The organism is Streptomyces sp. H27-H1 (assembly GCF_026627445.1).
Taxonomy (GTDB): Bacteria; Actinomycetota; Actinomycetes; order Streptomycetales; family Streptomycetaceae; genus Streptomyces.
This window is the reverse complement of record NZ_JAPNLJ010000001.1, coordinates 230987-244476: the sequence shown is the minus strand read 5'-3', so window position 1 is coordinate 244476 and position 13490 is coordinate 230987. Positions and strand designations below refer to the sequence as shown.

The 13490-nt window shown below is 69.3% G+C and carries 16 protein-coding genes and 2 tRNA genes; 14 read left to right on the top strand and 4 right to left on the bottom strand.

Going from position 1 to position 13490, the window contains the following annotated elements:
• Positions 1–6 precede the first annotated feature (6 nt).
• Positions 7–645, bottom strand: a complete 639-nt coding sequence (locus OTB20_RS01140) for a hypothetical protein (RefSeq protein WP_324290318.1) — start codon at positions 643–645, stop codon at positions 7–9.
• A 184-nt stretch (positions 646–829) separates the two neighbouring features.
• Positions 830–1675: a sigma factor-like helix-turn-helix DNA-binding protein gene (locus OTB20_RS01135; protein ID WP_267814558.1), complete on the bottom strand. Its 846-nt coding sequence runs from the start codon at positions 1673–1675 to the stop codon at positions 830–832.
• A gap of 417 nt (positions 1676–2092) precedes the next feature.
• Between OTB20_RS01135 and OTB20_RS01130 the strand changes: the two genes are divergently transcribed.
• From OTB20_RS01130 to OTB20_RS01070, 13 genes are all read left to right on the top strand, one after another.
• A complete protein-coding gene (locus tag OTB20_RS01130) occupies positions 2093–2362 on the top strand; it encodes a DUF6284 family protein (protein ID WP_267814557.1) in 270 nt (89 codons plus the stop codon).
• Entirely contained in the window at positions 2359–3198 is an 840-nt protein-coding gene (locus tag OTB20_RS01125) for a DUF2637 domain-containing protein (protein ID WP_267814556.1), read from the top strand. Before OTB20_RS01130 ends, OTB20_RS01125 begins: the two co-directional genes overlap by 4 nt.
• Positions 3195–3566 carry an RRQRL motif-containing zinc-binding protein gene (locus OTB20_RS01120; protein ID WP_267814555.1) on the top strand — a complete coding sequence of 124 codons (372 nt, stop codon included), beginning with the start codon at positions 3195–3197 and terminating at the stop codon, positions 3564–3566. Before OTB20_RS01125 ends, OTB20_RS01120 begins: the two co-directional genes overlap by 4 nt.
• Positions 3567–3577: 11 nt before the next feature.
• Entirely contained in the window at positions 3578–3964 is a 387-nt protein-coding gene (locus OTB20_RS01115) for a DUF6251 family protein (protein ID WP_420716299.1), read from the top strand.
• The gene (locus tag OTB20_RS01110) at positions 3961–4476 is read left to right on the top strand and encodes a hypothetical protein (protein ID WP_267814552.1); all 516 of its coding nucleotides are present in this window, start codon (positions 3961–3963) and stop codon (positions 4474–4476) included. The genes OTB20_RS01115 and OTB20_RS01110 overlap by 4 nt, the downstream gene beginning before the upstream one ends.
• A 78-nt stretch (positions 4477–4554) precedes the next feature.
• Entirely contained in the window at positions 4555–4788 is a 234-nt protein-coding gene (locus OTB20_RS01105) for a DUF6257 family protein (protein ID WP_267814550.1), read from the top strand.
• 96 nt (positions 4789–4884) lie between these two features.
• The gene (locus OTB20_RS01100; RefSeq protein ID WP_267814549.1) at positions 4885–7002 is read left to right on the top strand and encodes an ATP-binding protein; all 2118 of its coding nucleotides are present in this window, start codon (positions 4885–4887) and stop codon (positions 7000–7002) included.
• 296 nt (positions 7003–7298) lie between these two features.
• Positions 7299–7982, top strand: coding sequence for an SAM-dependent methyltransferase (locus OTB20_RS01095; protein WP_267814548.1), 684 nt, complete (start codon positions 7299–7301; stop codon positions 7980–7982).
• Positions 7979–8878 (top strand): bifunctional DNA primase/polymerase, encoded by a 900-nt coding sequence (locus OTB20_RS01090; protein ID WP_267814547.1) that lies wholly within the window; start codon positions 7979–7981, stop codon positions 8876–8878. Before OTB20_RS01095 ends, OTB20_RS01090 begins: the two co-directional genes overlap by 4 nt.
• A complete protein-coding gene (locus tag OTB20_RS01085; protein ID WP_267814546.1) occupies positions 8875–9192 on the top strand; it encodes a hypothetical protein in 318 nt (105 codons plus the stop codon). The genes OTB20_RS01090 and OTB20_RS01085 overlap by 4 nt, the downstream gene beginning before the upstream one ends.
• The gene (locus OTB20_RS01080; protein WP_267814545.1) at positions 9189–10586 is read left to right on the top strand and encodes a DNA primase family protein; all 1398 of its coding nucleotides are present in this window, start codon (positions 9189–9191) and stop codon (positions 10584–10586) included. Before OTB20_RS01085 ends, OTB20_RS01080 begins: the two co-directional genes overlap by 4 nt.
• A 247-nt stretch (positions 10587–10833) precedes the next feature.
• A complete protein-coding gene (locus OTB20_RS01075; RefSeq protein WP_267814544.1) occupies positions 10834–11031 on the top strand; it encodes a helix-turn-helix domain-containing protein in 198 nt (65 codons plus the stop codon).
• Positions 11031–12314 carry a tyrosine-type recombinase/integrase gene (locus tag OTB20_RS01070; RefSeq protein WP_267814543.1) on the top strand — a complete coding sequence of 428 codons (1284 nt, stop codon included), beginning with the start codon at positions 11031–11033 and terminating at the stop codon, positions 12312–12314. Before OTB20_RS01075 ends, OTB20_RS01070 begins: the two co-directional genes overlap by 1 nt.
• 80 nt (positions 12315–12394) lie before the next feature.
• Here the strand turns inward: OTB20_RS01070 and OTB20_RS01065 are convergent.
• Together OTB20_RS01065 and OTB20_RS01060 are read right to left on the bottom strand one after the other, a co-directional pair.
• A tRNA-Arg gene (locus tag OTB20_RS01065) sits at positions 12395–12467 on the bottom strand.
• 228 nt (positions 12468–12695) lie between these two features.
• Positions 12696–12786: transfer RNA gene (locus tag OTB20_RS01060), tRNA-Ser, on the bottom strand.
• Positions 12787–12969: 183 nt separating this feature from the next.
• Between OTB20_RS01060 and OTB20_RS01055 the strand changes: the two genes are divergently transcribed.
• The gene (locus tag OTB20_RS01055) at positions 12970–13410 is read left to right on the top strand and encodes an SSI family serine proteinase inhibitor (RefSeq protein ID WP_267814542.1); all 441 of its coding nucleotides are present in this window, start codon (positions 12970–12972) and stop codon (positions 13408–13410) included.
• Positions 13411–13490 lie beyond the last annotated feature (80 nt).

The following is a 13490-nucleotide window of genomic DNA, read 5'->3' as shown; positions in this document are numbered from 1 at the left end:
ATCGAATTACACGCGCCAGTCAGGCACTACACAGAAGGCCACGGCGGCATCGTCCCCAGCCTTGTACCTAGGCCACCGCCGCCCGTGCGGGTCGGTGGCCTCCACCTTCCGGACAGTGTCGATCAGTGACGCCGGGCCGTGCGTGTGGAGTTCATCGAAGACAGCCGCCCACGTGGCCATCTGGTACTCGGTGACAAGGCGGGAGGCTCCATCCGATAGGACTGCGGCCGCACGGACCTCATTCGCCGGCGTACTCCCCGTCAGGGCGTGATATGCGGCATCCGGATGGGCGGAAGCGACCCAGTAGCCCTCGGACGTGTTCCTGATCGAACGCTGCGCGGCCACGAGTCTGGCCACGCTCGCGCTGTGCTCCGGCGTTCCGGTCTCGTACCGCTCCGTCTCGGCCCGCTGCTCCGCACAGACCTCGTCAACGCGGAGATCCGTGAGCACGATGACGTCGTCTTGCCCCTGAAGCACGATCGGCGAATCGGCGAGAACGAGGTGGTCGAAACGATCCTCCTGCTCACGGAGGAGTGCCACGGTGGCAGATGGCGTTCCGGGATTCCTCAGGTCACATGTCGGGTGCAGGGCCGCGACTTGTTCCAGCGCCACAGCCAGTCCCTCCGAGAGGGACTTGTCCGCCACCGTGAGCGCTGCGACAAGGTGCCCCCCAAGCTGCGCCACGTACCACGGGACACCGTGCCGACAGCCGGTATCCAAGCCCGCAGTGCTTAGTCCATCCAGCACCACGGCCAGGGAAGACGTGGCGCCAACCCAATCCTCGTTCGGAGCCGGGCTTCCAGCCTGAGTTGCAACGCTCACGTACATGTCACGCCTCGTGTCGGTAGATCGGGGTGACCCTCTTGCTTTCCAGGACTTCCAGCGTCTTGGGGTCGTACCGGCAGGAGATCAGCGTCGAGAAGCGGCGAGTGCGCACCTCGCGATAGAGCTCCGGCAAGTTGTTCTCCAGCCAGTGGACGACACCGTTTGCACCGATGGCGTGGATCCCCGCCGCGTACAGGAACGTCCCTCGCCCGTCGAGACGAGGGAGCCGAGCCAGGTACCCGAAGTCCCCTGCGGTGCCGTCCTCGTCCATTGGGGACCTGAAACGCTCCTCAGTTTTCAGGTCCACCAAGTGCCAAGCGTGGTCCTTCTCGAAGCGCAGGTAGTCGTCACCTTCGAGCACCTGCGCAACGATCGGCGAAAGGCGCGGACCGCAGACCACCACGTGATTGTCGCGGTTCAGGTTCACCATGCCGCTAGGCGGAATCACCTCGTACTGAGCATCCAGCTTGAGCGTCGCGAGCAGCTTCCGGATCCGGTCGAAGTTGCCCAGGTCTTCCCTCGCGACTACCTCGCCGGGATTCTCGGAGGGGGACTTGCCCGCCTCATACTTCCCGCCGAGCGAGATCGTCACGAGGTCGGTGCCGAAGAAGGCGCGCTCCGGGGGCGGCCCCTGGGAGGCGAGCTGTCCGACCCGGCCACGGCTGACGCCCAGCAGGGCGGCGATCTCCGACTGAGACATGCCGGCCGCAGACGCTTCCTCAATGGCCTCCCGCCGGATCCGGGAGAGCTCGGTTACTCGCCCTTGGTAGTCCGTCATCAGGTCGCTCGCAGCCTTGGCCCGGTCGACAGGGGCCGCGACCTCGGCCACTCGCTGCATCTCCGCGTGCATTCACAGCCTCCGCGCTTAGGGGGTCTAGCAACCATACCGCGAGGGGGGCTTGACGGCTACGCCGGAACTGCCTACCTTGGCTATCAGGTCGGCGCATAGACCCCCTAGGCAAGAAAAAGCGTGGGGGCCTAGCAGTCTTTTGACCTGCACTTATGCATGACAAGGGGCCCGGGGCAGAGCGGGCCGAGGATGGCGGACAGCCGCTTGCGGCCCTGGTCAGTCCGTACGGCAGACCGAAAGGTCTGGTCTCTGCCTAGAGCGGGGCCCTAGCGAGCTGTTCCTTGAACCGGCAGCCGCGTCCCCGAAAGAGACCGCACAGCGCGTACCGCTCCACCCCCCAGACGAAGTGCAGCCCCCGGCGCGGGAACGCCAGGGGCTGCTGTTCGGGCCCGTTCCTCTCTCGAAGGAGCAAGACCCATGAAGTCCATCGCTGCATTTCAGAACCTCGTTACCCCGTGGTCCGACGGCCTGGAGCCGACGGACGCGGAGCTGAACGCGATCGAGCAGGAGATGCCGCTGATCCTGGCGGAACGCGACCTGCTCGACGCGCAGATCATGACGCTGGACCGGACGCCCACCGAGGTGGACGAACAGCGGCTCCGCCGGGCGTGCCGGCGGGTGCTGGCGGAGCGGACCGCGCTGGAGAACCGGGCCGCGCACCTCCCCTCCTCTGGTGACGCGGCATGAACCGCAAGGCCAAGACTGCACTCGTCCTCGCGCTGGTCGTCGTAGTCGCCATGGCCTTCCGGGTCTCCTGGAACGCGCTGCGGGACGTGGCCAGGGCGATCGGCGCGGACGGCACGGCGGCGACGCTGTACCCGTTCGTGGTCGACGGCCTGATGGCCCTCGCGCTCGTCGCCGCGCTCGTGCTGACCGACGAGGCCCGACGGTTCGCCCTGCGGGTGCTGGCTGCGTACACGCTCGCGTCGCTGGTCCTGAACTACGTCCACGGGCTGCTGCCCGAGCTGCACGCCGAGTCGATCGACTGGACTCGACTGGCCGACTGGGACCCCGCGAACTGGGCGCTCGTCCTGCTGGCGACGTCGCTCCCGGTCGGGTCGATCTACTTCGGCTCCGACCTCGTCGCCAAAGTCCTCCATCACAAGCCCCCGATCGAACCGGCCACTCAGGAATCGACCCAGACCACCGTAAATCGGTCCACCCCTGAGCAGGGCGAACCCACGGTCGAGCTGCCGGAGCCGAAGCGGGAGGTGGACTCTTCCACCCCCGTCCCGATCGAGGCGATCGAGGCGCCCGCACTGTTCGTCGCGGCTGTCGAGTCGCCGCGTCCTCGTCGGGCGACCGGTCGAGTCCCGGCGGCTGCCCGATCGACCCGCCCAGTCCGTACGGATGCCGAGCTTCTCGGTGAAGCGCGGAGCCTGACGGAGTCGTGGCCGATCGAGAAGCTGACCGGCGAAGGGATCCGCAAGGCTCTGCGGACCTCCCCGGCTAAGGCCCGGGTCGTGCGGGAGGCCTTGAAGGCGGAGCGCGAGCGGGACACGGCTGCGGCGGTGGCCGGATGAGCCTGTCGTTCGCCGACTGCCACGACCCGATGGGAAGAGTCCACGGCCTGCCCACCTTCCCGTGGCGCCTGGCCCCGGACGGTCTCGCCACCCGCCGCCAGTTACGGGCCCTCGGCCTGCGTCCCGGCGGTCAGGACATCGCCGGTCAGGTCCTGCGCCCCCGCTTCCGGCGCGGCCCGCTGATCGCGTTCCTGTACCGCGTCGACCGGGCCAAGCCCGTCCGCCCGATGACCCCGGCCAAGACCGCCGCGCTGGCGAAGGCCAACACCGCCCGCCGCACCTGCCCCGAATGCAACTGCGACGCCGGATACGTCATACCGGCCTCGCTCGGCATGTGCGTTCCCTGCGCCTACCCCGAAGGGGGCTGACCGTGAACCACCTGCCCGAACTCCCCGCACACGCCACCGTCGTCCAGCTACCGGACGGCACCCACGTCTACGCCGACCCCAACACACTGCCCGCCGCGTACGCCGGGCCGCAGGTCGTGCACCAGCACATCCACCAGGCCCCGCCCGACCGCACCGTCCAGCGCATCGCGCTCGGCTCCGGCATCGGCGCCGGGGCGGTCGCGGCCGGCGTGTACTTCGGCCCGCTCCTGATCGCCGCATTGACCGCGATCGCCGCGAACATCGCCTTCCTCACCTTCCTCGCGCTGGTCCTCGGCTGGGCCGTCCACACCGTCGTGAAGTCGATCGGCAGCCCGAGCGGGACGCAGGCCGTGAAGAACGTGCGCAAGGCCCGACGATCCCGTGGGAGGGGCGCATGAAGATCAGGGGATACAAGCTGGCCCGTCGACACGCGCCGGTCCTCGCGCAGGTCGAAGCGTCGGCCGAGCAGGCCGCCACGCTCGTCAGGGAGCAGATGCGGGAGCGTCTGGGCACCTTGGAGATCGTGGTCACGGACCGCGCAGGCATGGAGGACACCGTCCAGCGGGCCCACGAGGACCTGTTGGGAGGGCGCAGCCTGGAGCGCCACTACCGCTACGCCGATGCCGTGTGCGGCTGCACGACGATCGGCCCGAACGGGGTCCTGATCGTCATCAACGCCAAGGCATGCGGGACCGATCGCCGGGAGACGGCCATCACCCTCGTGCACGAGCTGGTCCATGGAGTCCAGTACTCCCGGGCCAAGGCGACGGGTGACGCGGTGCGCGCGCTGCACAACAACTACCGGATCACGGCTCTGTCCAACCGGGATGCCCAACGCATGAACCGGCAGGTCGACGCGGATGAGCGCGAGGCCAAGCGCCTGGAATGGCTCGCCCGGAAGATCCGCTAGCTGTCGGCTGCCCGATCCACCCACCACGTGTGGGTGGTGAGGGGAGCCGGACAGACCGGCTCCGGAAGGAGTCCCGTGATGGCGCAGGACCCGAAGTACACCGCCGGTGAGATCGCCAAGATGGCGTGGCTGACCGCCCGGATGGCCAAGCGCGGTATCGCTTCTCAGACCGTCTACCAGGGCGACCTGGAGCGGAAGTTCGAGCGGATCGTCGACGGCGCCCGCGAACGCGAAGCCCAGCACGCCGCCGACGTGGCAGAGGCCGAGAAGGCCGCCCGCAAGGCCCGCGCCAAGAACCTCAAGACGAAGTAGCTGTGCCCCGGGGCGGCCGCCCCTCTCGCCAAAGAACGTCGGCCGCCCCGGACCCCACCCACCCTGAGCCAGTCAGTGAGAGCAGGAGCTTTCAGCATGACCGACAACGTCGTCCCCCTGTTCAAACACCCCTCGACCCCGACCGACACCGTTACCGCGGCTTCCCCCACACCCGCCCCGGCCGCCGCCGGCACGGTCCGGCCGGTGCGGGTGTGGAAGCGCACCGCATCCGGCGTGCGTACGGCCGTCACCAGCGAGCAGGCCCGCACCGCCGCACGGCTGGTCGCCCGGCACGGCATGTACGTCATCGGTGGCACCCGGATCACGGCGAAGCGGACGTGGGACGGGCGGACCGCGTCCCGGTACGAGCGGATGATCCGAGCCGCCGAAGCGGGCGGGAACTTCGAGGAAGCCAAGGAGTGGGAGGACCGGCTGCAGCGCTTCCGCTCCGGCCGCCACCACCGCCGCATGGACCTCCTCCGCTCCGCCCCCGACCTCGCCAAAAGCGCGGCCGTCGGCACCGGCCTCACCGTCGGTGGCCTGCTCCTGCTCGGGATCGTGCTGGCCATAGCCAACAAGGACATCTCGTGGCTGTTCGCCCCGATCGGCGCGGTCATCGAAGCGATCCGCATGATCGTGGTCGTGGCCACCGTCGTGTGGGGCCCCGCGCTTACGGTCGGCCCGTGGCTGGCCTTACTGGCCCTGTGGGGCGTCGGCCGCCGACAGCAGACCGCACCGCAGTGGACGCTCCCCGCCCAGCAACGTGACGACGCCGGAGCGCCCATCACCCCGTCCATCGTCGTCACCGCCCTGCGCGACCTCGGGATCGCCCCGCTGCGGGGCGCCATCAAGGACATGGGGGATGCCGGCGCCGCGATGCTCGGCCCCATCCGCATCGCCGGATGCGGCGTCGAAGTCGACGTCACCCTCCCCTCCGGCGTCTCCACCGCCGAAGTCCAGGGACGGCGCCGCAAGCTCGCCGAGAACCTCGCCCGCCACGAACACGAGGTCTTCATCACCATCCCCGTGGCCGCCCGCACCGTGCGGCTGTGGATCGCCGACTCCGGCGCCCTCGACCAGCCGATCGGCCCCTCCCCGCTGACCACCGACGTGGTCACCGCGAACTACAAGACCGGCAAGGCCCCCTGGGGCCAGGACCTGCGCGGCGACGCGGCGGCCATGAGCCTGTACCAGCGCATGGTCCTGATCACGGGCCTGTCGAACCAGGGCAAGACCGCTGCCCTGCGCGCCCTGGCCCTGTGGCTCGCGAAGGACAAGGCGGTCGAGTTCCGGATCGCCGACCTCAAGGGCGTAGGCGACTGGGCCATGTTCGACGGCCTGGCCACGACCCTGATCCAGGGCCCCACCGACGGCCACGTCGTGCAGGCGACCGAGATGGTCGAGGGCCTGGTCGCGGAGATGGAGCGCCGGATCCAGGCCCCGCCCGGAACTGTTTTCGACCCGCTTGTCGGCATCGTCGACGAAGCGCAGGTCGCGTTCATGTGCCCGACCGTCGGGGACGACAAGCGCCCCTACGGCGGGTCGAAGGCCACCTCCCGGTACTTCATGGCCGTCCGGAAGATCCACAACCAGGGCCGCGCCGTGGACGTGCTCCTGTGGGAAGGCACGCAGGACCCCACCGACCAGAACCTCCCCAAGCTCGTCCGCGAAGGCGCACACACCCGCATCTCCCTCGTGCTCGGAACTGAATCCCAGGCCCGCATGGCACTGGGAGACAAGGCCATCGACGGCGGGGCCGCCCCGCACCTGCTCCGCCAGGGCCTCGACAAGGGCACCGTCGTCGCCGCCTCCGACGGCATCGCCATCCCCGCCGGGCAGGCATCCATCACCGTCCGCACCCACTACATCGACACCGAGCAGGCCATCGAGATCGCCGACCAGGCCAAGGCCCTGCGCAACGGAGTCACCACCACGCACACCACCGACCACGGGCCGGCCATCGACCCGCTCGCGGACATCCTGTCCGTGCTCGGCTCCGAGCCGCGCGTCCTCACGCAGGACGTCCTCAAGCGCCTCGCCACGCTGAACGAGAAGGCGTACGGCGGCTGGACGTTCATCAACCTCAAGCGCGTCCTCGACGGCACCCCTGCCGCCCCCTACAAGTCCGACGGCCGCATGGTCATCGGCCGCGACCGCGTCGCCCGTGTCCTCGCCAACCGCCCCGAGACCGGTTCCGCTTCTGCCGCTGAGTAGAGGGAGCCGACCGTCTCACGGTCAGGGAGGCAGGGAGAACTCCCTGACACCCTCCCTGCCCCTCCTCCCTGGCCCTGACCTGCGTAAATCATCTGCCAGGGAGGCAGGGAGGCGCCGCAGGTCAGACCCCCGAAACCCCCTCCAGCGGCCTCCCGGCAGGGGGTGCCCAAGCCTCCCTGCCCGCTCGGCAGCGGGGATTCCGCTTCACCCGTCCGAACATGCCGAGAGCGGCCCCCCACTCACGCCAATGAAGCGGGGCCGCTCTCGTCCAGAACGCAAGAACTGGAGAGACCAGCATGACCCACACCACCCACATCCCGCGAGAGCACCAGCCCCGCTTACTGGACGCGTACTGCTGCCAGGGCGGCGCCGGCATGGGCTACCACCACGCCGGGTTCCAGGTAACCGGCGTCGACAAGGACGCCCAGCCCCGCTACCCCCTCGGCTTCCACCAGTCCGACGCCATCGACTTCATCCACAAGTTCGGCGCCGGCTTCGGCTTCATCCACGCCTCCCCGCCCTGCCAGCACGACACCGACTGCCAGCGCATCCAGGGCAACACCCACCCCGACCTCATCGCCCCCACCCGCGAAGCCCTCAACGCGACGGGCCGCCCGTGGGTCATGGAGAACGTCCGGGGCGCCGCCCACAAGCTCCACCAGCCCGTAATGCTCTGCGGGGCCATGTTCGGGCTTCAGACGTACCGGCACCGGTACTTCGAGACCGGCGGCGGCTTCACCCTCACCCCGCCCCCTCACCCCGCCCACACCGCGCCGCAGGCCAAGATGGGCCGCCCCATCCCCGACGGCTGGTTCGGACAGTTCGTCGGGAACTTCTCCGGCGTCCCCCACGCCCGCCGCGTCATGGACGTCCCGTGGATGAACCGCGACGGGATCCGCGAGTGCATCCCCCCGGCCTACGCCGAGCACATCGGCCGCCAGGCCCTTGCCCAGCTCAGCATCGGGGCGGTGGCCGCATGAGGACCGCGACCGGGCACCTGCGGACCGCGCTCTGGCTCACGGAACTGGGCCTGCCCGTACTGCCGCTGAGGGAGGGCAAGCTCCCCTTCGGGAACTGTCCCGCCTGCACCAGCAGCAAGACCACCGGACCGTGCCAGTGCGGCGATCGCCCGCACATGAAGTTCGCCGGGCCCTGCCAGTGCCCGGCCCCCTGCCACGGCTGGGCCGCCGCCACCACCAACCCCGACGTCCTCACCGGACCTGCCTGGGCTCCGGCCTGGCGCCAGGCCGGAGGAGTCGCCTACCACCCCGGCGGGGCCCGCCTCACCGTGGTGGACCTCGACAACGCCGACGCGGTCGCATGGGCCCGCCAGACCCTGCCCGCCACCAAGGTGGTGCCCACCTCGCGCGGGGAGCACTGGATCTACCAGGGCGCCATGCAGTCCGCGAACAAGGTGCGACCCGGCGTCGACGTCAAGTCCCTCATGTCCTACGCCGTGTGGCGCGGCACCGGCACCGGCCCGATCACCGCCCTGCCGGACGTCGTCCGGACGCTGGTCGTGAGGGAAGAGTCCACCCGGCCCCTTCGCGGGGAGGTGGACTCTTCGTCTCCGGCCCACGCCGTGTGGGACCGGTCGGTTGCCACCGGCTGCCGCCACACCGACACCTTCGTCCAGACCGGCCTTACCCGGGGTCTGGCCAGGGTCGCCGCCTGCCTTGAGCAGGGCGCCGGCAGTACCGCCTACGGGGTCGCCCGGTTCCTCGCCAACCAGCACACCGCGTGCCCGGGGCCGTGCGGACTGGAGACCCTCGGGCGCCAGATCATCGACGCGGCCGTCGACGTCGGGGTGCCCGAGGCGTACGCCGAACGCGCAGTCACGCGCGGCCTTGCTGCTGTGGCGGTGAGGGCAGCGTGACCACCGGCCCCAGCTCCGCCGAACCGGCCCGCGCCACGGACGGCATTGGTGCGCGGAAGGTCGTCGCCGAAGGCGTCCTTCCCGTCCCTCGTCCTGACCCCGGCTGGGACGACGGGCGCCGCCCCGTCGCCTGGCTCCGCATCACCGCCCCCGGACGCGGCGTGACCCCGTCGGTCCGGTCCTGGTGCGCGTGCGGGCGGGACCTGTTCGCCGCCGGCCAGCGGCGCGCGCTCGCCCTGATCGCCGACCACGAACAGCACCGCACCCTCTGCCCCCACATCACCCCCACCCAGGAAGGGAGGAAGGCCGCATGAGCCTCGCCGAGGAGCTGCCCGCTCCGTCCAACCCGATGGCCGTCGCACGCCGGATCCTGCCCGGCTGGCAGGACGAGCAGGAACGTCTGCTGTGCAGGCGGTGGCGGGGAGCGTGGATGCGCTGGACGGGCACCTGCTGGCGCGAGTTCGAAGAACAGCAGATGCGCGCCACTCTCTACAAGGAGCTGGAGCACGCGACCTACGTCGCGGGTCTGGACAAGGACGGTCTGCCCGAGGTCAAGGACTGGGCGCCCACCCGCACCAAGCTGAGCAACCTCCTGGACGCTCTCTCGGCCATCACGCTGCTGCCCTCGGAGGTAGATGCTCCCTCGTGGACCGATCGGGAAGAAGCCGCGGGTGACCGAAGCCCGATCGTGGCGTGCGAGAACGGGCTCCTGCGGATCCGGGACCGGGCGCTGCTGCCCCACACACCGGGGTTCTTCAACCTCGTGTCAGTGCCGTTCGCCTACGACGAGGACGCCACGGCCCCTGCCTGGCAGAAGTTCCTGAACCAGCTCTGGCCCGATGACCCCAGCGCCATCCAGGCCTTGCAGGAATGGTTCGGCTACGTCCTGTCCGGCCGCACCGACCAGCAAAAGATCCTGCTGATCAAGGGCCCCACCCGGTCCGGGAAGGGCACCATCACCCGGGTCCTGACCGAGTTCGTCGGCAAGAAGAACATCGCCGGACCCACCCTGGCCAGCCTCGGCACCAACTTCGGACTGTCCTCCCTCGTCGACAAACCCCTCGCGGTCATCTCCGACGCACGCCTGACCGGCAACGAGGGCGGTCAGGTCGTCGAACGACTTCTCACCATCTCCGGTGAGGACACCATCGACATCGACCGCAAGTACCGCGACCTGTGGACCGGGAAGCTGCCTACCCGGCTGATGATCCTCACCAACGAACTCCCCAGCTTCGGAGACTCCTCCGGCGTGATCGCCCGACGGTTCATCGTCCTCAACATGACCGTCTCCTGGCTCGGCAAGGAAGACACCACCCTCGACGAATCCCTCAAGCGCGAGATGCCCGGCATCCTCAACTGGGCCCTCGACGGCCTCGCCCGACTCCAGCAGACCAGCCGGATCACCCAACCCGCCTCCTCCCAGGACGCGGTCATGATCATGCAAGACACCGCCTCCCCCACCAGCGCCTTCGTACGCGAACGCTGCAACACCGGCCCTGCCTGCGAAGTACCCGTAGACGCCCTGTGGGCCGTCTGGCGCGAGTGGGCCGAAGACAACGGCGTACGCGCCGGAACCAAGCAGGTCTTCGGCCGCAACCTCCAATCCGTCGTCCCCCAGCTCACCACCACCAGGCCCCGTGACGGCGGGGTCCGCACCCGGACCTACACGGGGATTGCCCTGCGCCTCGCTTCGGACGCTCCGGAGTAGCGCCGCCTACATTCCGCCGGGTCGCGGACCATCGCGGACCACCCCGTCTGACCTGCGGATTCGTCCAACCCCGAAACGGGATCATCGCGGACCACGCCTGCGCGGCTGGTCCGCGATGGTCCGCTCATCCGCCCCGAAAAACCGCAGGTCAGATGGGGTGGTCCGCGATGGTCCGCGACCCACGGCATTGTGCCGCCAACTTCTCAGAGGGGCCGGACGGCCCGTCTCACACCACATGGAGCCCGCATTGAGCTTCACGCTGCCCGCGACCCATGAAGCCATCACCGTGCCCGAGGCCATGCACGCCCTTCGGCTCAGCCGCAGCAAGCTCTACGACCTGCTGCGCTCGGGCGCCTTGCCCAGCTACACCGAGGGCCGCGCACGGCGCATCCCCCTCGACTCCCTCCAGACCTACATCCACAACAAGCTTGAGGAGGCTGCCTGATGGCCAAGAGGCGCGCCAACGGGGAAGGCACCATCACGAAGCGCAAGGACGGCCGCTATCAGGCGGCTGCCTACGTCTACCGGCCGGACGGCACGCGAGTCCGGAAGTTCGTCTACGGCAAGACCCGCGAGGAGGTGAGCGACAAGCTCATTGAGCTGCAAGACAAGACACGCCAGGGCATCCCGGCCGCGACGTCGTCCATGGCCTTCGGGGAGTACCTGACGTACTGGCTCGCCGCCATCGCCCCGAACCGGCTCAAGCCCGCAACGCTCAACAGCTACGAGGGGCTCTCTCGCCTCTACATCCGTCCCGCCCTCGGCACGAAGCGACTCAACCGGCTGTCGCCCACCGACGTCCGCAGGTTCCTCGCCGACTTCAAGGCAGGGTGCCTCTGCTGCATGCGCGGCGCCGATGCCGCGCGCGCCAAGGAGGACCGAGCTTGCTGCGCGGTCGGGCGGTGCTGCGCGCGCCGGCCATCGGCTCGGACGGTCCAGTACGTGCACGCCGTGCTCCGCTCAGCGCTCCAGCAGGCCGTCCGTGAGGAACTCGTGGCGCGCAACGTCGCCCGGATCGTGGAGACCCCCACCGTGAAGCGAGAAGAAGTGCACCCCCTGGACCCGGCCGAAGTACGGATGCTCCTGAAGACCGCCCGGCCCCACCGCCTGTACGCGCTGTGGCTCCTTCTGATCTCGACCGGTCTGCGGCGCGGGGAGGTCCTGGGACTCACCTGGTCGGACGTCGACTTGGTCGGCGGACAGCTCAGGGTGCGGCGCAACCTCCAGCGAATCCGGCGAGAGCTGATCTTCGGGACCCCGAAGACGACGCGCTCCATCCGTACCGTCTCGCTTCCCAAGCGGTGCGTGGACGCGCTGCTCGCCCACCAGAAGCAGCAGGAGACGGCCCGGAAGGTGGCCGGCGAGAAATGGCAGCCGCTCGCCCACCAGCCGAGCGGGCTGATCTTCACGACGTCGACCGGCCGCGCCACCGACCCGCGCAGCCTGAATCGGATGCTCACGATCCTGTGCGGCAACGCCAAGGTCCGGCGGGTGCGCGTGCACGACCTGCGCCACACGTGCGCCTCACTGCTGCTCGCTCAGGGCGTGGACGCTCGCACGATCATGGAAACGCTGGGGCACAGCACGATCACGATGACACTGGACACCTACGCGCACGTTATGCAGACGACCCTGCGGGCCGCCGCCGACCGGATGGACGACGTGCTCGGCGTTGACGAATCCAGGGAGAGCGAGGGTGACGCTGAGGAGGAATCTCCGGCTGCCTAATCGGGCCGGCTCCACACGTTGATGTCACCCGTTGATGTCAGAAGCCCCCTGGAGAATCTCCAGGGGGCTTCTGATCAGCGTGCACTCGGCAGGATTCGAACCTGCAACCTTCTGATCCGTAGTCAGATGCTCTATCCGTTAAGCTACGAGTGCTTGGCTGGCCGGGGTTTTGCGCCCCGTTGGCCTTGCGAGAACAACAATACATGGACCTCGCCGGGACGCGAAATCCATTAGCCCCACCCGCGCTGACCTGCAAAAACAGCCCGGAAGAAGATCATCCGGATGGCCCCGTGGCACGGTCCGGCCAGACCGGAGCGAGGCCCGCCGGGACCCCAAACGCACCGAAGCCCCGGTCCGCAAGGACCGGGGCTTCGTGAAGTGCGGAGGCGGAGGGATTTGAACCCTCGATGGGGGGTAAGCCCCAAACCGCATTAGCAGTGCGGCGCCATAGACCGGACTAGGCGACGCCTCCAGCACACCCCCGCGTACGAAGGTGCGTGCAGATGATGACACAGGCCAGGGGCCGGTCACCAATCCGCTCCCACGGTACAAGGAGGGCGGCCCGCAGAGCAAAGCCTTAAGCGCCCCGTGCAGAACGTCGGCGCCGGCCCGTCGTTGGTCTGTCGTACGACGTACGACAGACCTGGAGTTCCCCATGCTGCGTCTCGCCGCCTTCGCCGTCACCTCCGCACTGGCCGCAGCGGCGGCGGGCCCCCTGCCCCCGCTGGCGCCCCTGACCCGGCTCCTGGCCGCCCCCGCAGACACGCCCGACCGGCTCACCATCGTCGTGGCCGGCACGGGCAACCCCCGTGCCGACGGGGAGTACCGGCTGGAGTGCGACCCGCCCGGCGGGAACCACCCGCGGGCCGAGGACGCCTGCGCCCGCCTCGAAACCCTCGCGCGCGAGGGGAGGGACCCCTTCTCGCCCGAGCCCAAGGATCAGCTGTGCACCATGCAGGACGGGGGCCGGGCCACCGCCCGGATCACCGGAACCTGGCACGGCGACAGGGTGGATTCCCAGTTCCGCCGGACGAACGGATGCGAGATCCGCCGGTGGAACGACTTGGAACCTGTGCTTCCAGGTGGGCGTTCCTGACCTGGGAAGATGCGCCTATCGGGCGGTATGCGCCGGGCATCCGCCCCCTCGCCGGGGGCCCGTGCGCTTAGACTCCTCCC